The following is a 20075-nucleotide window of genomic DNA, read 5'->3' as shown; positions in this document are numbered from 1 at the left end:
TGAAAAAAGGGGCGGGCGCCGCAGCCGGATGGCCACGGACGCTCCGCAAGGTTGGTGTGGTGTTACATGAGCAATTCAGCGAGATTGAATTCCCGTTCTTCTTCGTCGCCGTCGTCAGTCGCCGGCGAAACGCCGTTGTCGAACAGGGGCATGTCGGCGGAATCCAGCAGCAGGTCGTGCTGCGCGTCGCTGATTGCGTTCTTGATGATGTAGGCGTCCATGTCGGCCGGAGAAAGATTCAGCTTCCGAGCGAGATGCGCGAAATACTGTCCGCGCACCGCCATGTGCTGATACCTGCCCATCATTCCCGTGGCCGGCTTCAGGATCGTTTCGTTGATCCAGAACCGGGCGCCTTCGATGGCATCGAGTCCCTGCACTTCCTGGTACATCTGAAAGTCGAACATGCAGGTCACGTACATGCAGGCTTGCTCGGCGTCGACCTTCATCTGGTCCTCTTCTTCGAAGTAGACCGTCTTCACGCCTTCGCCGGCCTGCGCGTATGCCGACACCCGGTCCGGATGGCGGTAGGCGTTCCAGCGTTCGACTTCGTGGCTGTACAACCCCCACGTCGGCACCTGGTCGTCGTAATTGCCGACCTTGAACCAGCCATGCATTTCAACTGGCTGCTTCGGTATTGTTGGCGGTGTTTCCGGCACCATGACGCGGCGACCCAACTTGTGCACCTCGTACCATGCGGATATCGCCGGCATGGCATGCGGGCAGTACGGGTGCATCGACATGAACCAGTCGATTGCCACCAGCTGGGAGAAGCTTAGGATTTCGAACTGTACCTCTGCCAGCATGCGGTTTTCCTCGGTGGCCTCGATCTCGCCACAGGCAATCGCCTCAAACATTGCTTCTGCGCGCTCCTCTTCCAGCACGTCGAGTGTGAGCATCATCTTCAGCAACTCCATGCGTGTCTGAAAGTTCAGCACATCGGCGCGCACGGCCAGGTAGCCGGCCGCGGAGCGGGTGCGCCCGATCAGTTCACGCCGGGTCAGGTCGTTTTGAATGGCAGCGATGTAGTTGCGCAGACGATTCAAGCCAGCCATGTGGGCATGGCGCGACTCTTTGACCATGCTTTCCATGCTCGGGTCGCGTTCGCCCACCATCAGACAGTTCCAGCAGCCGAAGCGCGCGGAGCACGGCTTGCGATAGCCGCCGTCGCCGAACACCACGCCGCAGGTACCATCGTTGCCATCCTTGTAGAGCTGATCGAGCAACCGCACCGTGTAGGCCGAGACCGCCGGCGGGAACGGATTGTCGTTCTCATCCATGAATTGCGTGAGCAGCGTCCAGACATCGTCCACCGTCCAGTCCGCAATCGGCGCATACGTCAGCATGCCGCGCTTGTTGCGCACTGGCGTGAGCGCATTGTCCCCGCGCTCCGTCATGCGGGTACCCCTCGAGATCGATTCATCCAGGCGCGTTCCAAGTGCTGCCACCGGTTCGCGGAAGCCCAGAAGTGCGCTTTCCTGCGCGATCTTCTTTTGTGCGCGCTCCTGCGGTATCGCCTTCCACGATTCCGAACACGGGCGCTTGGCCTTGCCATCCTTGACGGAGTTTTGCGGGGTGCGGGCAAGACTGCCGCGCCCGAGCGTAGCGACGACGAACTGGTCGGGAAGCGACGGCTCCACGGTCAGGATCGACACCGGCAAATCGTGCTTTTTGATGTAGGCCTGCACTTCGTCGAACATGCGCAGGAGCTGCTGGCGCACTGAGCCGTTTTCCGTTTTCGTGTCCGACGTCATGATCCAGTGATGGGCCTGCCGGACATTGGCGTAGCGTGCGCGGCGGATGGCTTCCAGGCCGCAGATCATCGTGGCGCTGGAATCCTTGCCGCCGCTCACCGGGAAGACGACGCAATGCCCTTCCTCGATCAGGCAGTTGATGTGAGCGATGACCTGCTCGGCAAGCTGGTTGGGCGATACGGAGTAAAGCGTTGGTTCGGGCAGCGAAGCATGGTGCGCTGCGGCCGGCTCAAAAAATAGCGGGTAAGTACGGTTGTCGGTTTGCATCAGGTTTCTCCTTCTGGCCGCGAGGCGGCATGATGAAAGGAGAAGGCGGTAAGGCTGCCTTGCCAAGCCCGTATGCCGGGTTCAGGCAGGAAGCCGCCGCACAAGGCGGCGCTTCGTATTCTGCTGTTTCAATGGCCGGCGGTCGGATGAACGCCGATGGCTTGCGGCCGGGCGGCATTGCCGTGCGCGGCGTCGGGTTTGGCGTACTCGGAACCTGCGGCGCTGGCCCATTCCGAAGCCAGCGCGAAGGTCACATACAGACTGCGGCGCCGGCGAACCGGAAGCACATACGACATGCCCCAGGATTGCCGCGACGAGATCAGCCAGCCGGTACGCGCCAGGCGTTGCAGCGCGGTTTTCGCGATATCGGTAGATACCTTGAAATGCGTGGCCATGTACTCGGCGCAAAAGCGGCCCTGCGCAAGATAGCCGTGATCGCGGTACAGTCTGTCGGCTTCCACCATGATCGCCGCCGCAAAGCCGGTTGGCGGCTTGCGCCGGATCAGCCAGTACCTTGCGGCAAGGGCACTGGCCACTACGCCTGCGGTAAGCAGGATGGCGATGCCGGCTCCTTCGATGAACGGTTGCAGGAAATCAGGCACCAGCGGGGTTTGTGCCGCGGCATAACATCCCGCCGCTGCGGCCATGCCCACTGCGAACATCACGAGCGTCGCAATACGGTTCATTTTGAACTCTCCTTTATCGGTTAGGCAGCGATTGAAGGACCGGGTTGCATCTGTGGCCTTCCCAGACCCCGTGAAGGGTCCAGGAAGGCGCAGACGGCGATGTCAGGCGAACCGAACAGCGGCTTCGTGCTTGCTCAACACGCGGGAAACCCGGTGCACTTCTGCGGCGGCAGCGTTGCCTTCCGACTGCAGCATCGTTTCCATGAATGCCCAGACGCGGGCAAGGTCATGTTCCTCGATCAACTGCAGCTGGCGGGCGGCCGGCAGCACATAGGAAAGGCGCGGAGCGTCGAGGCGAAGCTCGATCCGGCCGCTTGCCAGAAGATGTCCGAGCGCCTGCGCCGCAGCGATGCGTGCCACGCTGAATGCGCTGGCCACGTCATCGGCGCAGAACATGCCCTGGTTCTGGTAGCCCTTGGCGTAGTACAGGTACTCGAGCTGAGCGACGATTGCATCGCAGTTGAAGGTGGCGGTTTGCCATGCGTTCCGACACAAGAACGCGGTGGCTTCCTTATAGAACAGGTCAACGAGCGCGCACACCGAAATCGCGACGGCGACGCACACCATGGCGTCGTGCGATCCGCTGCCGCAAACGTAGCTGATGATGACGGCAAGCGCGGTGACGTTTGCAATGAACATGTAGGCCAGTGTTTTCATGATTGAATCCTTGGGAATGGAAGTTGTGAAGCGCGCCGTCGCAACAGATGTGCGCGCAGTTGCATCGGATGGAAGCCGGCGCTACGCGGCGTGGCGTAGCGGCACGCGACCGTAGAGGCGGTCGAAGCGTTCCAGATCGATGGCGTTTTGCTTTTGCTGTTCTTGCGAAGTCACATCGACTGCGCCGGTGGCGCAGTCATCGCATGCGGCGCGGTTGCTTGCGGCCACCACAGCGATCATTCCCACCTTCGGCGTGAAGCGGCAGCCGCAGCGGCCACAGTCGGTAGGGATGGCGAGATTGTTGACGGCCTGGCGAATGCGCAGGGCATCGCTTTGGCGGATAAGCGGATTGCACGTACGGATGGACATGCCGAAGCACATGATGGTCTCCCTGCCGCGATGCGGCGTTGAAAAGCCGGGAGAGCGTGTCGTCTTTCCAAACCCGGGGACGGGTTCGGAAAGGTCCGTTATGCAGATATGGCGAACGGTGCCTTTTCAGTTCACAGGCCGCGCTTGGCGCGCAGTGCCGTGACGACTTGCATCGATATCTCTTGCGGAATGTTGTAGTGGAACTCGGCTTGCGCAGCAGCGCGCGCCAAGCGGTCTTCGGTGGTGATGTCGAAGGCCGCGCGGTCGCAGGCCATGCAGATCGGCTCGCCGCTTTCCACGCCATGCGGCCAGACCCCGGTATCGGGCGTGAAGCGCATACCGCATTGGCAGGTGCGCGTGTCCGTGTGCGTGTTGCAGCGGTACACCATGAGCAATCCGCCAATCCGGTTATGCGGCGTGGCATGGCTGCTTTTTTTGTTCGCCGACGCATAAGCGTGCGTATGCAGCTTTCTGCCGAAGACCATGCCAAAGGCAGTCATCGCGGATTTCAGGTTCATTGTCCAGTCTCCTTGCCGTGGAACGGCGTGATAAAAGACTGCGCCTGTAATGGCATTTCCGAACCGCAAATCGGTCCGGAAATACTTTCTGATTCAGTACGCGGCGGGATGCTGCGCTGCGACTAACGCGGTAATGCCGCGCCAGGTCTTGTAGGTCTGTTCGACTTGTTCGAGCGAGTCGAAGTATTTCGGGATGGCGTAACCGCGTCGGTAAGCGCGCACGACAGCGTTGACGACGTACATCGCCCATTGGCCGCGCTCATGCTTCAATGTCATTTCGGCGCCGCGGGCGGTGTGGCGGTATTCGGTATCGCTGATCTTCTGGATGGCAGTTTTCATCATGGCTCCTGTGGTGCCGGTGTCCGGCGTGGTGAAGGAGCATGGGCATTGGATGCCTTTTCCGAACCTGCAAGAGGTTCAGAAAAGCCTGGCGGCTTGATGGACTCAGTCCCACAGCCCGAGCTGCGGGCTTGGCGCTGGCGCCGGGATCGGGATTTCTTCGGCCAGCGGTGCGGCTCCTGCTGCCGACCGCGCTGTTACGCGCAGCGCCCGCCGTACCAGTGCGCGCCGCGCTTGCTCGAACTCCACGAGACTTTGCATCATTGCCTCGGGCACGAACGCATCGTCCCAGCGGAACCGGTGCCGCGCGAGTTTTTTCGGGATGTACCACAGGCGGGCGCGCTTATGAAACTTCGCGCCAAGCGCCTCGGCTTCGGCTTCGTCGCGCTTGGGCACATGGATGAAGCGCCATGACGGCGGATCTTCCGTGCGCGTGACACGACTGGACGTTGCCTTGGCATGCCTTCTGGCACGTTGCGCGGCGATGGCGGCAGGACTGAATTCCTCTTCCAGATCGTCAAAAGCGCTGGTGATGGGCCCGATCAGCAAGGGCCGGTATTCATTCACCGCAGTATCGGCATATAGCTCCATGTTGCCTCCTGTTTTGCCGGTGTCCGGCTTAAGAAAGAGGCATGGCGTCACGGCCTTTTCCGAACCCCTTGCGGGGCTCGAAAAAGCGCGGTGGTGATTGTCAGGTCGCGCCGCTACCGTGCGAGCGGCTCGATTTCCTCGGCGGCGACAAAAAACGGATCGCCGTCGGCTTCTGCATGCGCGACCTCGATCGGGTAGCGGTATTGCGCGGCGCTCACCGAACGCACCACGACCACGTCTCCCTTGGCGCCGTACAGACTTTCCCGGGAGCTGTACTCCGACGACTCCCGTATCGATTCGCGCAGCTTGACCCTGTCCTGCGGCTTGTACTGATGCATAGTTGCCTCCGCAAGCGTCGGCGTCACGCGGCAAGTGCCGGTGGCTGCGTGGCCGCGAGGACGATGCGCGCGATCTCCAATTGCCGGATCGCCGCGCACACCAGCGCATAGCGCAGGGCTGCATATGCATCGTTGCCGTGTTCGTCGAAGAAGACGATTGCCAGCGAAGCGCCGTATATGCCGTCGACAACGAAGAACGGCCGCGTATCGTCAACACGCATCGGGTTGAGTTTATGCTCGACCATCAGGTGCAGTGCCGCGGCGTTGTCGAATACCCAGCGCGGAATTGGCGGGTACGAGATTTCGCCACTGACGGCGACCGATGCGATCTGGCCGTCGAGAATCGTGACGTTGCTCCAGCCCTTCAGCGCCGCGAGCCGCTGCTGCTTTTCGAGATACTTGTCCATGTTGCTGTCTCCTTGGAGATGGCATGTGGCACGAATGCCTGCCGGTTATGCCGCGTAGCGGCGCAAAAAAACGGGCAGGGTTTGTACAGACCTCACCGAACTCCCGGAAAGGAGTTCAGAAAGGCGCTCGGATGGCGTTACGCGAACTGCAGCGGCAGGCCAACCTCTTCGCATTTGACGGCAATCGCCGCATCGGCAGCCTTCACCGACAGTTCCTGGTTCATCAGCTTGACGAGGATGTCCTCGCACCCATCGAACTGTTCCTGCGAGAGTGTTGCGCCCGTCTTGCCGGGGCCGCGCACCTTGATAGCGAATGTCATGTGGTCTCTCCTCATAATCGCATCGTGCGCGGCTCAGAAAGCCGTCGCCGTATCCGGCACCTTGTACGTCGCGCTGGTGTCAACGTGCGAAGGATCTAGGTCGGTCGCGTCGACGATGTACACCTTGCGCGGCGTGAACCGGGAATCGGCGCAGATTTGCGTAGCGTAGGCTTCCGCGAGCAGCACGAGTTCAAATCCGCTGCGTTGAAAGCCGGGAGTCTTCGCGTTGCCGTCCTGGTTTTCATCGAACATGGTCCACGACTCCTGTATCGGCTTGATGCTCTTCGGCGCTGATTCACGGACCTGCGCCAGTTCATCGCGAAGCTGCATTGCCAGTTCGGTGCGTTGGTTGCCACGGTCCATTTCCGCGACCAGCAGTGCCTTTCCCGCCGCAATGCTTGCCTGCAGTGTGCTGTTGCGCTTTTCGAGATCGGCAAACGCTTCGTGTAGCTTGGTTTCGAGGCCGTCTGGCGGGGACGTGCCGGCATCGGTGTAGCCGTTGCTGCGGGCGTATGCGGCCAATGCGGCGACCTGCGCGAGCAGGGCGGTTATGTTGTTCGTCATGGTTTCTCCTGAGTGCCGTCTCTACGGCGGTGAGTGAAAACAGGAGGGTCGCTTGGGCAACCTTTCCGAACCCCTTGAATCAAGGGTTCAGAAAAATGTGCAGATGTCAGCGCACGGCTAGATCGGTTTATAGGCGCGGCATACCTTCACGACGCGCTGGCAGGTTTTCACATCGAACCAGCCGATGTGGCAAGACTCGACCTTGGCGATCGAGAGTTGCTTGGCAAGCCAGGCATACGCTTCGCTTCGGGTCATCCGTTTGCTTTGCCACAGCGGGTTGAATGCATCCTTGGCCTGCATGCGCGCTGCGCGGGTTTCGCGGTTGGCGAGAGCACCCAGTGGGATGTTGGTCTGCGGATGCATGCCGACGCGACTGTCGCACTTCCATGTCGCGGTGCACCGGTATGCCCATGGCCATTCGCTGTAGGCTTTTCCGTAAATGGCCGTATGGTTGACGATCTCGACCTTGGCGCCGCAGTCAGGACAGCGCTTCGGTGCGGGTAGCGGATTCAGCACCCGGGCGATGGCGCGCTGACATGGATTCCACGGAGTGATTTCCTTGTTCATGGTAGGTCTCTTGCATGAAGGTGGAAGGCTTTCAGATCCCGAACTCGCGGCGCACGAAGCGCTTCTTTTCGAGATAGCACATGCCGTTCTGGATACGGAACATGAGCACGCGCAGGCATGCCAGGCGGGCAAGCGGCGAGAAATAGCCGTTGTTGTGCGTCTTGTCCTGAAGGGACGCGATAAGCCAATCGGTCGACTGGCGGCTTGCTTCAGTCAGCAGGTTCCCAAAGCGAACACGGCGTGACGTAATCATGGTGTTTTCTCCTTCGATGTCTTGGAATGCGGCCCGCCGCGGTAAGAGGGCGGGTCGTGCTTGGGTCAGGATTGCTGGATCTTCCAGTTCGGCACGCTTTTTCGCGTGAGGCGCTGCAGTTCCAGAGTTTGGTTTTCCTGACCCGCTTCGCTGGCGCATTGGGCGACCAGGTCCTCGAGGCGGTCCAGGGTACGTGCGCCGCGGCATTCCCATTGCTGGATGGCGCGGCGGCAGGGCAGGGGCAGATTGACGGTCGACATGGCAGCTCTCCGTGATTGCATCAGGCCGCAGCCAGCAGGCCGTGCGTGCGCAGTTCGTTGAGTGCCTCGGCGTCCCAGCGCACCAGTGCGCCCTTCGTATCGCCTTCGACCGAGAACGCATAGTCGCAGCCGGCGGCGTCGCTGTAGTCGATGGCGACCTCGTAGTAGGTGCCGGCGTCGCAGCGGTTGCCCTTGGTCCTGATGCTTGCGCCTTCCGGTGGTTCGCCGTAGTGGCGGCGGATCTGGTTGGCAAAGACGGCGCATTCGGTCCTGGCGCGGCTCGGACAGTAGGTCGCGGTGCCGCATTGCTCGCAATTTTCTTCGGACGGGGTGGGTCCGATTTCGACGAAATCCATGGTGAGGCTCCAGTAGATGCCGCTATAGCGGCGTTGAAAAGGAGCAAAAGGCGTTGTCGGCCTTTTCCGAACCCGTCGCGGGTTCAGAAAAGCGCATTCGCGCTGTCAATCGGGCAGGGCTGCGAAAGCCGAGCGCATGGCGTCGATGTGCGCGCATTCCTTGGGGAAGAAACTACGTGCCGTTGGCCAGTCGATACCGAACGTGCAGCCACCATCCAGTTCTCGGTAGAACCTGGTGACGAGCGCGTTGTACTGGCGGACTGCGCCGCGCTTGGATTTCGGCATCTTGTGGGTGGTGTTGTCTTGCATGGCGTTCTCCTATGCCGGTGTCCGGCGTCGTCAAGGGAACAGGCGACAGTTGGCCTTGCCAATCCCGGAAGGGATCAGGAAAGCGATGTAGCTTTCAGGGAGCGTCTGCGCATTCAGCAGATGCGCAGGTAAGTGCCGACCGCGTACCCCATTTCGATGAAGTGCCTGCGGATTTCGGCGTAGTCGGGCGTGCCATCGCCCTTCTTGAAGATCGGACAGCGCTTGACAACATTCACGCCATCGAGATTGATTTCGACATACTGCATGCTGTGCCTCCCGAAAAAAGTTGCCGTTGCAACGGCGTCTGTGGAAGACAGGTGTCGATACCACCTTTTCGTTGCCTGTGAAGGCATTGAAAAGGCCTTGCGGCCTTTTCGTACTGTCAGAGCGTTGTGACGTCCAGGCAGTAGTCCGCCATTTCCTGCAGATCCGGCGTGTGGGAGATAAAGAACTCCCGGCAATTCCCGTGTTCGAGAAGAGCACGCTTCATCCGCATGAACTGGCGCTTGCGTTCCGGATCCAGAGGACCGTCCGTTTCGTCGGTGAACAGGGTTTGGATGCTCCTGCCCGAGGACTCGGATTCATACAGCGCGATGGACCGCGCCAGGCAATCGTTGATCCAGACCCTTTCTCCCGGCGACATGTTGGTCAGCGATTTTTCCTCGCCGACTTCACCATCCCAGACACGGATATCGAAGGTCTCTTTCAGATTGCCTTTCTTGGTTTCCTCCTGTGTGTCGAAACTCACCGTGAAGCGCGGACCGTAGCAGGCGCGCAGAAGCGCGTTGCAATGGGCCGCAATCGCCGGGCCGGCATCGTCGATTGAGAGTGCAATCAGGCCGTTGTTGCCGCAGCCGTGCTCGACCAACCGCCATTTGGCGATCTCGTTGCCGATACGCTCCGCCTTGGCCACCGTCTCCTGCATGCCGGCGATCAATGCCTGCAACCCGGACAGGCGCGCACAGGCTTCGTTGCGCTTGTCACGACTGGCCTGCGTTGCGATCTGCGCCGCGTTGAGCGCCGCAATTGCAGTATCCACATCCCTGCGGGCCGCGGCGATCTGCGCATCCGTGATGGGCGCCGCCAGCTTGGCGATGCGTTCTGCGACAAGCGCAGCGCGCTGTGCCCGTTGCGCGTCGACCTGATCTAGCGCGCGCTGGCGCGTTTGCTCAAGCTCCACGACATGCGCATCGAACTGCCTGGCCTGTTCGCCGTGCTTGGCCGCCAGCGACTGGAACGCTTCCCCGGCTTGTTTCAGCTGCGGCAGTCTTGCCCGCGCATCGTCCAGAAGCGGCGCCATCGCACAAAGCTGTCCATTCCTGTCCAGCATGTCGGCGGCTTTCTTCCGCTCGGCGTGCGCGCCACGTACCGACTGCTCCAGCGCCTGCGCTTCTTCCAGCAACGCGGTGTTTGCCTTGATACGGGCATGCACCGTGCGCAGTTCGTCGCGCTTGTCCTGAAGCTCACGCGCCTGGGGAACGATCTTCGCCTCTGCCGCGTTGGCATTGGCCAGCAAGGGGCACGCCCCCTGCATCGTCGATCCCCGGCATGGAACGCGGCCAATCAATCCGGCCGTTTCCTTCAGCGACGCCAGCTGCTCGGCCTTCGCCATTCCGGCCGTCGTCAGGCTCGACGCGCCCGCCGTATCCTTGCTGACGGCTTCGCGCACCGGACGCAGCGTTTCAAGCCGGCTTTGTGACGCCTCGATCAGCCGGTCCTGCTCATCGACCACCGCGCGCAGGTTGGGTGCTGCCGCGATTGCCGCCTCGATTTCAGCGGCGCGACCGACAAGCTCGGTCAGGCGCTTGATTTCGGCTTCGAGCAAGGGCTGCTTCGCTTTTTCTCGCTCCAGCTCCTCCTGTGCGCGGGTGCGCGCTTCGCCGACGGCTTGCACATCCTTCTGGTGCTGCGCCTGGATCTGGCTGCGCGAGTGTTCCGCGTCGGCGGCGATCTGCCGGAGTTGCTCGTTCAGATCGTGCCGCTGTTGCTCATCTGCGGCTTGCGCATCGCGTCGCGCCTCGATGAGCGCCAGTGCCTTGCGCGCGCCGTCGATGGCTGCCTGATGCTGCTGTTCGACCTCGGCTCGGCCCGCGAGCGCCTCATCGAGCGCAGCGATCTGCGCCTTGACCTCATCGGCGTCGGCTTGCGCACCACGGGACTGCCCGATCGTGCCCTGCAGTTCGTCGAGCTTGAGCTTGAGGATATTGGCAACCAATCTCGCCTTGGCCGATTTTTCCTGCAAGTCGGCATAGTTCAGGATCGACGCCAGCAGCGCCTTGATCTCCGAAGCGGTGTAGCCGGAAAGCGGCTTGCGCCCCTGTGCCGCGAAGTGGGATGTGAAAAACGACTCCGACGGCCCGAGGATCGATTCGATACAACGGTCGTAGCTGGCGGTGCTGCCGTCGGACTTGGTGCCGTCCTTCAGCTCGACCGGCTCCCATTCTCCCGAGGCCTCGCTCAGAACATGCAGGTAGGCGCTGGTTTTCTGGGTGGTGTTGGTCCTGCGGAAGACCAGCGTTTGACGATAGCGGCGACCGCCGTTCGTCCATTCCAGTTCCTTCTTGGCGGCGTTGCCGTGGATGTGGTCCCAGTACGAAAAGCCGCCAACGGTCAGCGTGCTGCTGTGCGAAGGCATCGTGCGATACGGATGCAGGTTGTCCAGGATCGTGGTCTTGCCGCTGCCGTTGGGGCCGGTGATGGCCACGATTCTGGCGTCTTGCGGGACCAGTGCGTCGAGATCGACGGTGATGGCGTCCTTTCCCCGGCCGGCACGAATGCCCTTGAATCCTTCCAGGGTCAGTATGTTCGGTTCCATTTATCTCTCCTTGCCGCGTGGCGGCGATGTGAAAAAGGAGAGGCCGAAACCGCATTCCGCTTTCGGCTTTCCGATGCGTGCTGCACTGGAAAACCTTGAGATTTTGGGTGAACCTGCCGCGTAGCGACAACTGAGCATAGCGCAATTTCAAGGTTGCGCAAAGCCGTTGACGATACCGGCGCCATCCCGCAACGGCTGGCGCGTGGCGCGGTGGGCAACGGCGACGAAACGAAGGGTCGGCCGGGCAGGGCAGCCTACGGTGGCGCCGCCCTGCGCTCAGCGTAATACCGAACGAGAACGTCAGTAATGAGCGCTGCTTACCTTGTCGACGATGGCCTTGATGAACGATGGCTGCACGCCGCCCTTGATCGGGTAATTCGTTCCGGTATAGCCCCACCAGTCCCAGCAGCCGTTCGGATTGTAGGACGTGGAATACGACGACGCGATGGTCTGCGGATAGATGACGATAAGCTGATTGGTATCCGCATACTCGTTCAGGCCGCTGTTCGTAATGAACGCATTGCCGATGGCGCTGTAGCTTTGCTTGCAGCCGTGCATCGCAACGACCACCTTGCAACCGGAGTTGGACGCACAGTAGCTCGGCACGTAGACATATCCCGTGTTGTCCAAGCTGTAGTAGGCCGCATTCCCGTTGGGTACAAAAGCGGTTTGGTCGAACTGCAGCATCTGTCCGGTCGTGGATGATGCCCTGGCGGTGACGGTGCCGTACAGCTTGTTGAGCAGATCGAATTCGGGATCGTTGCCGCAGTTGTTAAGGTAGGGCGACGCAGTGGTGCTGCACGAGTTGATGCCGGTCCCTGTTTTCCAGGTGACCCAGCCGTGGCCTGCGCTGGTGCCGCTGTTGTAGGTAACGTTCCCGCTTTTCATGTAGTTCGTTTCGTACGAGAACAGGACATTCATCACGCTCTGGTAGACCGTGGTGTCGTTCTTGCCCGAGTACATGTAGACGTTCTGCGCACCGATGTTTGCGGTCGGGTCAATCCAGCCATTGAGCGCCCACTGGTTCGTGTCGGCTTCGAGCGTAGACAGGGGAATCGCCGGGCTGTTCTTTTCGCAGGTTGTGGTGGCCGTCGATGCGTTGTCCTGCGCGCAGTAGTACGGGCCGCCGGCGAACACCGCCGCGCCCTTGAAGGTCGCGGAATAGGCGACCTGCATCTGCACGGCCATGTAGCCGCCGGATGAAATGCCGGCCACAACTGGGCTTGTTGCGCCGTACCCCTGAAGTGCTGGCGCAGCAGCTTCAGCGGTCATTGCGAGAGAGGCCAGCGATATCGCTGTCGCCAGCGTTGCCAAGGTGCGTGCGGTACCGCGCTTCGTGTTCTGCATGTTGTCTCCTCGTGCGTTGGGGGATGACTGCCTGCCTACGCGCATCGGGATCTGCCCCGATGCTCCCTCCGGCTTATTGTTTGTATCCCTTGTACCCGCTTCGATCTCAACCGTCCAACGGATCGGGAGGGTGCTTTGCGCAATGTCCGGAGGCAGAGTCCTGCCGGGGACCGATGGTCCGTTATGCGGGTTTTTGCGCGCTACGCAGGAAGCGGAGCATCGCGCGGTATTCGCAGTCGGTCGGCGCACGACCCTGAAAGCGCAGCCGGGCGCAGTAGCGCGCGATCGCTGCATTACTTTCTTCCCATGCCGTCAGCATCGCAGCCTGCTGCGGCGTGACGTAGCTGAAAAGGAGCCATTGACCGTCGTTGGTCAGATAGAGCAGGTACATGACGCTTCCGATGAGAACGGCGATATATGCCGGCGCAGTGCAGATGCTGGCGCTCATGGCGATTCCTGCAATGGCTATCGGGAAGATCAGGATGACCGTAACGAGCTGGCGCAGTATTGCGCGCCTGGCCATGCGGACCTGTGCTGCTGTAGGTGGGCCGTTGGGGATGTCTACGCTCAGTCTCATCGTCTACTCCACATTCGTCTGTATGGCGGTGCTGCGGCATTGAGCATACGACGCGAGGACGTGCGATAGGGCGGTGAATGCGCAGGCCAACTGCGCCCGTTTCTGCGTGACGGGCAGTTTGAGTAGGCTTTCTTCTTGCGCCGCGAAGCGCCAGAAGAAAGCCCCTTGCGGGGCTTGGTGAAAACATGGATCAGTAGGACATCGGCGCAGACTGCGCTTCTGCCCAGTGACGATCCCACTGCTGGGTGTACGTCTTGGCGACAGCTGGGTTGTTCCAGATGACGATGACGTTCTCGGCATTCGACTTTTCGGCGGCAGCGGAATAATTGAACGATCCGGTCTGCACGTGTCGGTTGTCGATGACGACGAACTTGTGATGGAAGATTGGGTAGCGGCTGATCACGCGAGTGTCGATGCCCGCATTCACCGCCGCAGCGACGGCATGCATGCCAGCGCAACGGCGCCCGCACTCGGCAAAATTATTTTTATAGTCGAGCACCAACTTGACGTCCACGCCCCGTTTTTTCGCGTCGATCAACGCGGTCAGAACCGGTTTGGAGGTGAACGAGTAGCCGGCGAGCCGGATCGAGGACTTCGCGGAGCGGATCGCCTTGATAACGAGCGCCTGCGCGCCGGCATTCGGGGAGAACGCGATTTCGATCTGCTGGTCGCTCGGGGCATTGACAGCCATGGCGCCCTGTTCACGCAGCGAGACCGTCTTGTTGAGCGTACGCGCGCCTTGTGCGAGCGCCTGGTTCATCAAGCCTTCGAGAGAGAATGCCTGCGCATGGCTGATCGGCGCGAGCAAGGCAAAGAGAATGCTTACGATAATTTTCATGAAAATTCCTGGTTGAGAAGATGGAAGGAACAGGCTTGCCGCATCCGGCACCTGCTTATGTGAAGACACCGCGCCGTGGAGACGCGAAAACGACTGCTGAAAAGCGAATCGCGTTAATTGCTCGTGAGCATTTGGTTTCCCGTGTGCAATTAGCTGATCTATTCTGGATCGGCTAGATGAATCGGCACAGATCAACCACTTACCCTCACGAGGACCTATGAAACACGTATACCGACAGCAGCGCGGACAGCAGGGCTTCACCCTGATCGAGTTGATGATCGTGGTCGCCATCATCGGCATCCTGGCCGCGGTAGCCATCCCGCAATACCAGGACTATGTGACCCGCGCCAAGTGGCAGGAGAACATCGTCGCGATGGAGCCCATCAAGCTGGCTATCGCCGAGTGCGCGCAGAACAACGCCGGCGATCTGACCCAGTGCGATACCGCCACCAAGCTCAACGTCACGCTGCCGACGCCGAAATATGCTTCCGGCGCGCTGGCGCTGACTGCATCGACCGCGGCAATCACGGCCACCGGCACCTCGGCTGTCGGCAGCTATACGCTGATCATGACCCCGACAGTCAACGCGACCAACATCACGTGGGTAGTCAGCGGCACCTGTACCAAAGCCAAGTGCGGCATCAACCCCGGCTGATGCCCGGCTAGTTGAAACATAACGCGCTCTTAGCCATGACCCGGCCTATCCAATTTCACGGAGAACGCCGGGTCGATTCGTTTTTGAACAGGCATTTTTTTTAAGGGAATCACTGTCATGACAATGAAAATCGTCCGGAACGCGCGACAGCAGCGCGGACAGCAGGGTTTTACGCTGATCGAGTTGATGATCGTGGTCGCCATCATCGGCATCCTGGCTGCGGTAGCTATCCCGCAGTACCAAGACTATGTAACGCGCGCCAAATGGCAGGAAAACATCGTCGCGATGGATCCGGTCAAGCTGGCCATCGCGGAATGCGCGCAGAACAACGCCGGCGATTTGACCCAATGCGACAGCGCCACCAAGCTGAATCTGACGTTGCCCACGCCGAAGTATGCCGCCGGCGTGCTGACTATCGATGCCACGACCGCAGCGATTACCGCAACCGGCACTTCGGCCGTGGGAGGCTTTACGCTGATCATGACGCCAACGGTCAATGCGACCAACATCACTTGGGTCGTTAGCGGCACCTGTACCAAAGCCAAGTGCGGCATCAACCCCGGCTGATATTGCGGTGGAAGGGAAGAGGAAACAGAGGCGCATGGCGCCTCTGTTTTTTATGTCATGGCGTTGCGACGCCTTACGACAAGACGCTTTAGATCAGATCAGCAAGCAGATCGCCCAGAGCGGCGGGACTTTGGTGATGCATCGTCGCAGTCGCGGACAGAGAAGCTTGAGCCGCTTCTTCCGGTACCTCGACGTCATTCCCCGACGCCACATCGATGGCGTCCTTGCGAACCCGATCGCTCAGATCGGACGACGCCACCGCGGATGGCGGCTCGGGTTGCGTCAGCAGCCTCGCGACAATTTCCTCGGGCTCACCCGTGTTGAGCAAGTCCAGCCGCTCCACAAGGCCCTCGGTCGCCGTGCCGCTGATTTCGCACCAGCGCAGAAAGCGCGAGTGCAGGTCCGGCAGCCGGGAAATGCCTTCGCACCGCTGGCGCTGGATGGACAACACCTCGACCTCGATCTTGACTTCGGCGGCCGCTGCGAGGATCTGGCGAATACCGGCGCGGTCGACGTTGGGCGCATGTTCCGCGTCCACGCTGCAGCGCACCCGCACATAGGCGTTGGCACATTGCGCAGCCACCGACGCGATTTCGTCCAGATCGGGTGCACCGGGAAACTCGAGATCGATCATGGCACGCGATGGCGTCACAATGGGCTCGATGTCCACCGTGTTGGCTTCGAGATGCCACAGCAGGTACACCTTGTCGCCGATTTCGCCATAGTGAAAACGTCCGGGCGAACCGGCATAGGCGATCTTCTGCTCGATGCCAGCGAAGTTGCGTTCCCACACTTGATGCTTGTGGATGTGCCCAAGCATGACCGCGCTGGCGTGCGCCGAATACAGGGCGCCGATGGTGAACTCGTGATCGAGTCCGGCCATCGGCACGCCGCTTTCGTTGAGCGACCCCTGGACCGTGCCGTGGCTGACCAGCACTGTCGGTACGCCGGCATCGCGATATGCGTCGTTCGCAGGGGCAAACGACGCCATGATCGCGGCGAGCTGGTTGCCCATCTCGGCGCTGGCGTCCTCCGCGCCAACGAGTGGCACGAGGTCGGCCTTGTTCACCGTCGGCACGCACGTCACGGCGAGCGTCAGCGCGGCCGACGCATCGCACGCCGGTTCGACCCATTGGCCTTCAGTTGTCAGGCCGACGAGCCCGATGCGGTCGGCAATGGCGATCGGATGGCGCGCGCCGATCATCTGCAGCATGTGCAGCATGCCCGGGGGATCATGCGAGAAGGTGCCTTGCAGAATCAGCACCGGGCAGTGATTGGCCAGCTGCTGAATGCGCTGCGCGAGAAGGCGCAGTGCGGGGGAATGGACTTCAAGGCGATGATGCGTCGCATCGCCGGAAAGAATGGCGACATCGATGCCGTGTGCGATGGCGTCCTGAATCGCAAAAGAAAAGCAGCGATCCGCTTCCGCCAGGTAGGCCGGGCAGTAGTGCAGATCGCTGAAATGACCGATTTTCATGTGAGGGGTCCTTTCAGTCATCGAAGTCTTTATCGAAGACGTAGTCGCCCTTGAGGGTCAACTTGTCATCCTCATCGTTTTGTTGCTGCTTGAGGTCGTCGTTGAAACCGCTGAACACGGATGGCAGCAGGAACAGCAACACCAACCCCAGGAAGAACAGGGTCAGGAAGAATTTCATGATGGTCTCCTTGCCGGGAACCGGCGTTGATAAGGAGATGGCCCTGCTGGCGGCAAGGCTTCCTCGCCCGATCAGGCAAGGAAGCCCCGTAGGGGCTTCGTGGGGTTCACCTCGCGTTCCAGCCAGCGAGGTTGACGTATTCCGCGAGTTCGCACTCGCAGTTCTTTGCATGCTCCGGGCTGACCATGCAGGACAGGACATGCAGCAGCCGCTTGAGCTCGGCGCGCATGTTTGCAGCCGTCATGCGCCGGATCGCTTCGGGGTCGATGCCGAGTTCATCGCAGACCCAGTCGAACGACATCTGCGCGCCATCCGGATTCAGGTTATAGAGCCAGGTCAGCGCGTCGAACTTGCGTATCTCCCGCTCGCTGTCGATGATTTGTCCGAACAGGTCGGGCTCGCCGGAAGTCGTGCCGGACAGGTCCGCCAGCAGCAGGCGGAACATGCGCTTGGCGACGATGGTCTCAGGCTCATCGGAGAAGCGCACGTCGAGCGAATACGTTCCCGATGCCGCGCTGTCCTCATCGTCGATTTCGGCGAAGACGGCGTGGAGGTCTTCCTCCGTTGCGTCGGGTGCCTCGGGTTCTGGTATGGGCTGGGGCTTGACGGCTGGCTTCGCAGTACGAGCACGCGTTGCCGAAGGTTTGACCGCAGCTACGGGAATGAGGGTGGGCGCACGCGGCGCCGGCGGAGAAAGCGGGAGGCTAATGTTGAAAAAATCGGCCTGCGCTCCTTCAACGTTGGGTGCTTCGATTGTAGAAAACATAATTGATCCCCAAAATTTGCCGCAAGACGGCAGGTAAGAAAGCGGGGACCCGGTACTCCGGGATATGCATTTCCATAAGAAAAATGCAAATCGCGGCCAAATTGAAAGTGTGCCGTAGCGTGTGCGGACAATGTCTTGCGCTAGAATCTAGCCGTCACACCATGGCAACAAATGGAGAAACAGATGGACCTGAATGAAATGTCGCCGGACCAGTTCGAAGAATGGTTGCAGCGCACCAGCGAGGCCACGAACAGCCTGACGTGCGAGGAAGAGATGGCCAAGACGCTGGCCGATGCGATGCGTGCGGATAAGGCGTCCGAAAAGGTCGAACTGTTTGTGAAGCTCGCCAACCAGGCCATGCAAGCGGCAGACACGACCCTGGGAGCCCAGGGTCGCGTCACCACAGCCATAGGGCTGACACTACATTGATGGATTAGTGCGACGCCAGAGTGCGTCGCGCTTTTTGCTTGGCCGTTTCAATGCAACGATAGATCCGGTCATTGTCTGCGCAGGGCTCGTTTTCCAGCACGCCCATTTCCTCTAGAACCTTTTCTGCCGTTTTGCGATCGGCAGCCATTCCAAAGACTTTCGCCCAGAACTCCGCTTCATGCACGGGGTAACGGGAGAAACGTTCCTTGTCATTCGAGTTCAGAGTCGTGAGCACGCGTTGATTGGCGGCTTTGGTGGCTTGGTTCAGAACTTTCATGATGAATCTCCTAATCGTTTCCGCGTAGCGGGGTTGGAAAAAGGAGAGAGCTGGATGTTCAGCTTTCCTGTCTTGTGGGATAGGAAAACGGAATTGGCAGACACGCGCGTGGGACCGACTTCGATGTGCCCACTTGGTGCCTGTTGCCGCTGGCCTGATGGCTCTGCGAATCGACACCGATTGCGTGAACCATTTGAGCCGGACTGCTTTGCGAGGCGTCGCGGAAGCGACGAATTTTGCGAATGAACCTGCCGCGTAGCGGCAAAGACAATAGTGCCCCACTAGCCATCCGAATGCAAGCTGTTTGCCGCGAAAAAAATGCCGCCCCCGGAACTACGGGAGCGGCGCATTGCCTGGTTCAGCAGCCTTGGTGGAAAAGCAGGTACGCCACGCCGGCCGCGCGCGCTTCGGCGATGACCGGTGCGAGTAGCTGCGGGATGTCATCGAACTGGCGTGCCAGGTTCAGCATGAAATCCCAGACGCCGCTTTCGCCGTTGTCGCGGTGCGAGAAGGACGCATTGCGCTCGACCCAGCTCCATTCGGCAACCGTGTCGGGCGTGTCGTAGCTGCCCACGATATCGGACATCATCACCGAGGCGACGCGTTCCATGTCGGCCGGGACGATGAACCTTCCCGAGACTTCCTGATGCGCCGGTTGGGCGCCCAACGCCGCCTGAAGATGCGGCTGGCACAGGAACTCCTCGAGCGCAGGCAGGACCGTAGATTTGTCATACAGCGAGTCGTACTGGCGGATCTCTGCGGTCGCGCGCGCCAGCAGATGGAGTAGCTCGGCATTCTGCTGCAGCAGCGGTTTGGCGGCGTTCAGACACGCCACTGCGGTGTCGCAGTCTGGATCGCTCTGGCCTTCGTTTTCCTTCCAGTCGTCGACGAACGAGCGGGCATAGCTCAGCACGTTGTCGACGCGCATCTGACAGGCGCGCAGAGCGGGCGACAGCGCCTGTTGCGCGTTGAAGTGGGCGAGGTATTGCGCGCTCACGGCAAAGCCGAGGCGCGGAGAGTTGATTTGCGCGGCGCTTACATGGTCATGGGATTTGGAATCGGTTTGCATGATGATTTTCCTGGTATGAATTGCGAATGGTTTGTGCGGCGGGATGAAACGGCTGGGCACGGGTCGGCTCAGTCCTTTTGGAGCGCGGGATAGATTTCGGTGATTGCAGCGCGAAGGCGCGGCGGCAGGTTGATGCGGCCGAGTTTCATGTCGGTACGCTGCACGACGATACCCACCGTTCGCTGGCAGGAATCGGTGATGACTTGCACCTGATACGGGTAGTTCTCCTCCCGACAGATGCGCGACGTGGCCCAGGCCGTTTTACCCGCACAGGAATGGATGATGTAGCCGCTGCGACTGAGCTCCTGCCAGAGCATTTCCAGCAGCTCCGGACTGGCCGCGACAGTCAAGGCTCCTGTGACGGAATTGGAGGGACGGTCGAGATTGATGGCCCCGACCTGGCGTGGTGTGAAGTGCATTGCTTCCTCGTGATGTAGATGGCGTATTGGCCGCCCGAACGTGGGCGTGGTGATGAGCGGATGCCGGAATGCCGGCGACCGAAAAAATGCGGCACAACTTGCTTCTGTG

At 60.5% G+C, this 20075-nt stretch carries 30 protein-coding genes; 3 read left to right on the top strand and 27 right to left on the bottom strand.

Annotated elements, in window-relative coordinates; all coding sequences use genetic code 11:
• Nucleotides 1-62: 62 nt before the first annotated feature.
• The 21 genes from JJB74_RS15360 to JJB74_RS15260 all read right to left on the bottom strand — a co-directional run bounded on the left by JJB74_RS15360 (nucleotide 63) and on the right by JJB74_RS15260 (nucleotide 14129).
• Nucleotides 63-2018, bottom strand: a complete 1956-nt coding sequence (locus JJB74_RS15360) for an adenine nucleotide alpha hydrolase family protein (protein WP_200592960.1) — start codon at nucleotides 2016-2018, stop codon at nucleotides 63-65.
• A 128-nt stretch (nucleotides 2019-2146) separates the two neighbouring features.
• A complete protein-coding gene (locus JJB74_RS15355) occupies nucleotides 2147-2704 on the bottom strand; it encodes a hypothetical protein (protein WP_200592958.1) in 558 nt (185 codons plus the stop codon).
• A gap of 102 nt (nucleotides 2705-2806) precedes the next feature.
• Nucleotides 2807-3361, bottom strand: a complete 555-nt coding sequence (locus JJB74_RS15350) for a hypothetical protein (RefSeq protein WP_200592956.1) — start codon at nucleotides 3359-3361, stop codon at nucleotides 2807-2809.
• Nucleotides 3362-3442: 81 nt separating this feature from the next.
• Nucleotides 3443-3730 (bottom strand): hypothetical protein, encoded by a 288-nt coding sequence (locus JJB74_RS15345; RefSeq protein ID WP_200592954.1) that lies wholly within the window; start codon nucleotides 3728-3730, stop codon nucleotides 3443-3445.
• A gap of 131 nt (nucleotides 3731-3861) precedes the next feature.
• Entirely contained in the window at nucleotides 3862-4248 is a 387-nt protein-coding gene (locus JJB74_RS15340; RefSeq protein WP_200592952.1) for a hypothetical protein, read from the bottom strand.
• Nucleotides 4249-4341: 93 nt separating this feature from the next.
• Nucleotides 4342-4590: a hypothetical protein gene (locus JJB74_RS15335; RefSeq protein ID WP_234484206.1), complete on the bottom strand. Its 249-nt coding sequence runs from the start codon at nucleotides 4588-4590 to the stop codon at nucleotides 4342-4344.
• Between the two features lie 102 nt (nucleotides 4591-4692).
• A complete protein-coding gene (locus JJB74_RS15330) occupies nucleotides 4693-5178 on the bottom strand; it encodes a hypothetical protein (protein ID WP_200592948.1) in 486 nt (161 codons plus the stop codon).
• A gap of 113 nt (nucleotides 5179-5291) precedes the next feature.
• On the bottom strand, nucleotides 5292-5516 hold the full coding sequence (locus tag JJB74_RS15325; RefSeq protein ID WP_200592946.1) for a hypothetical protein: 225 nt from the start codon (nucleotides 5514-5516) through the stop codon (nucleotides 5292-5294).
• 23 nt (nucleotides 5517-5539) lie between these two features.
• Nucleotides 5540-5923 carry a hypothetical protein gene (locus tag JJB74_RS15320; protein WP_200592944.1) on the bottom strand — a complete coding sequence of 128 codons (384 nt, stop codon included), beginning with the start codon at nucleotides 5921-5923 and terminating at the stop codon, nucleotides 5540-5542.
• 137 nt (nucleotides 5924-6060) lie between these two features.
• Nucleotides 6061-6243 carry a hypothetical protein gene (locus tag JJB74_RS15315; RefSeq protein ID WP_200592943.1) on the bottom strand — a complete coding sequence of 61 codons (183 nt, stop codon included), beginning with the start codon at nucleotides 6241-6243 and terminating at the stop codon, nucleotides 6061-6063.
• A gap of 33 nt (nucleotides 6244-6276) precedes the next feature.
• Complete coding sequence (locus JJB74_RS15310) at nucleotides 6277-6807, bottom strand: hypothetical protein (protein WP_200592941.1); 531 nt, start codon at nucleotides 6805-6807, stop codon at nucleotides 6277-6279.
• 117 nt (nucleotides 6808-6924) lie between these two features.
• A complete protein-coding gene (locus JJB74_RS15305) occupies nucleotides 6925-7374 on the bottom strand; it encodes a zinc-finger-containing protein (RefSeq protein ID WP_200592939.1) in 450 nt (149 codons plus the stop codon).
• Between the two features lie 31 nt (nucleotides 7375-7405).
• The gene (locus JJB74_RS15300) at nucleotides 7406-7627 is read right to left on the bottom strand and encodes a hypothetical protein (RefSeq protein ID WP_200592937.1); all 222 of its coding nucleotides are present in this window, start codon (nucleotides 7625-7627) and stop codon (nucleotides 7406-7408) included.
• A gap of 65 nt (nucleotides 7628-7692) precedes the next feature.
• Nucleotides 7693-7887, bottom strand: coding sequence for a hypothetical protein (locus tag JJB74_RS15295; protein ID WP_200592935.1), 195 nt, complete (start codon nucleotides 7885-7887; stop codon nucleotides 7693-7695).
• A 20-nt stretch (nucleotides 7888-7907) separates the two neighbouring features.
• Nucleotides 7908-8243 carry a hypothetical protein gene (locus JJB74_RS15290; protein WP_200592933.1) on the bottom strand — a complete coding sequence of 112 codons (336 nt, stop codon included), beginning with the start codon at nucleotides 8241-8243 and terminating at the stop codon, nucleotides 7908-7910.
• A gap of 105 nt (nucleotides 8244-8348) precedes the next feature.
• A complete protein-coding gene (locus tag JJB74_RS15285; protein WP_200592931.1) occupies nucleotides 8349-8552 on the bottom strand; it encodes a hypothetical protein in 204 nt (67 codons plus the stop codon).
• A 113-nt stretch (nucleotides 8553-8665) separates the two neighbouring features.
• Nucleotides 8666-8818 (bottom strand): hypothetical protein, encoded by a 153-nt coding sequence (locus JJB74_RS15280; RefSeq protein WP_200592929.1) that lies wholly within the window; start codon nucleotides 8816-8818, stop codon nucleotides 8666-8668.
• 116 nt (nucleotides 8819-8934) lie between these two features.
• The gene (locus JJB74_RS15275; protein WP_200592927.1) at nucleotides 8935-11367 is read right to left on the bottom strand and encodes an AAA family ATPase; all 2433 of its coding nucleotides are present in this window, start codon (nucleotides 11365-11367) and stop codon (nucleotides 8935-8937) included.
• Nucleotides 11368-11667: 300 nt separating this feature from the next.
• Entirely contained in the window at nucleotides 11668-12714 is a 1047-nt protein-coding gene (locus tag JJB74_RS15270; RefSeq protein WP_200592926.1) for an extracellular catalytic domain type 2 short-chain-length polyhydroxyalkanoate depolymerase, read from the bottom strand.
• A gap of 181 nt (nucleotides 12715-12895) precedes the next feature.
• On the bottom strand, nucleotides 12896-13291 hold the full coding sequence (locus JJB74_RS15265) for a hypothetical protein (RefSeq protein WP_200592924.1): 396 nt from the start codon (nucleotides 13289-13291) through the stop codon (nucleotides 12896-12898).
• A 190-nt stretch (nucleotides 13292-13481) separates the two neighbouring features.
• Nucleotides 13482-14129 carry a phospholipase D family nuclease gene (locus tag JJB74_RS15260; protein WP_200592922.1) on the bottom strand — a complete coding sequence of 216 codons (648 nt, stop codon included), beginning with the start codon at nucleotides 14127-14129 and terminating at the stop codon, nucleotides 13482-13484.
• Nucleotides 14130-14346: 217 nt separating this feature from the next.
• On the opposite strand from JJB74_RS15260, the gene JJB74_RS15255 reads away from it, so the two are divergent.
• Entirely contained in the window at nucleotides 14347-14784 is a 438-nt protein-coding gene (locus JJB74_RS15255; protein ID WP_200592920.1) for a pilin, read from the top strand.
• A gap of 117 nt (nucleotides 14785-14901) precedes the next feature.
• Nucleotides 14902-15351: a pilin gene (locus tag JJB74_RS33270; protein WP_325170131.1), complete on the top strand. Its 450-nt coding sequence runs from the start codon at nucleotides 14902-14904 to the stop codon at nucleotides 15349-15351.
• Between the two features lie 88 nt (nucleotides 15352-15439).
• Here JJB74_RS33270 and JJB74_RS15245 read toward each other — a convergent pair whose 3' ends face one another.
• From JJB74_RS15245 to JJB74_RS15235, 3 genes are all read right to left on the bottom strand, one after another.
• Nucleotides 15440-16828, bottom strand: coding sequence for a metallophosphoesterase family protein (locus JJB74_RS15245; RefSeq protein ID WP_200592918.1), 1389 nt, complete (start codon nucleotides 16826-16828; stop codon nucleotides 15440-15442).
• 13 nt (nucleotides 16829-16841) lie between these two features.
• Complete coding sequence (locus tag JJB74_RS15240; RefSeq protein ID WP_200592916.1) at nucleotides 16842-17006, bottom strand: hypothetical protein; 165 nt, start codon at nucleotides 17004-17006, stop codon at nucleotides 16842-16844.
• Nucleotides 17007-17112: 106 nt separating this feature from the next.
• Nucleotides 17113-17772 (bottom strand): hypothetical protein, encoded by a 660-nt coding sequence (locus JJB74_RS15235; protein ID WP_200592914.1) that lies wholly within the window; start codon nucleotides 17770-17772, stop codon nucleotides 17113-17115.
• A 183-nt stretch (nucleotides 17773-17955) separates the two neighbouring features.
• Here JJB74_RS15235 and JJB74_RS15230 point away from each other — a divergent pair, with 183 nt between their 5' ends.
• Entirely contained in the window at nucleotides 17956-18201 is a 246-nt protein-coding gene (locus tag JJB74_RS15230) for a hypothetical protein (RefSeq protein ID WP_200592912.1), read from the top strand.
• Between the two features lie 4 nt (nucleotides 18202-18205).
• On the opposite strand, the gene JJB74_RS15225 is transcribed toward JJB74_RS15230, so the two are convergent.
• From JJB74_RS15225 to JJB74_RS15215, 3 genes are all read right to left on the bottom strand, one after another.
• Entirely contained in the window at nucleotides 18206-18478 is a 273-nt protein-coding gene (locus JJB74_RS15225) for a hypothetical protein (RefSeq protein WP_200592910.1), read from the bottom strand.
• A gap of 358 nt (nucleotides 18479-18836) precedes the next feature.
• The gene (locus JJB74_RS15220) at nucleotides 18837-19547 is read right to left on the bottom strand and encodes a hypothetical protein (RefSeq protein ID WP_200592909.1); all 711 of its coding nucleotides are present in this window, start codon (nucleotides 19545-19547) and stop codon (nucleotides 18837-18839) included.
• Between the two features lie 68 nt (nucleotides 19548-19615).
• A complete protein-coding gene (locus tag JJB74_RS15215) occupies nucleotides 19616-19966 on the bottom strand; it encodes a hypothetical protein (RefSeq protein WP_200592907.1) in 351 nt (116 codons plus the stop codon).
• Nucleotides 19967-20075 lie beyond the last annotated feature (109 nt).

The organism is Noviherbaspirillum pedocola (genome assembly GCF_016632335.1).
Taxonomy (GTDB): Bacteria; Pseudomonadota; Gammaproteobacteria; order Burkholderiales; family Burkholderiaceae_D; genus Noviherbaspirillum_A; species Noviherbaspirillum_A pedocola.
The sequence above is the reverse complement of the archived record's forward strand: the minus strand, read 5'-3'. Positions and strand labels throughout refer to the sequence as shown.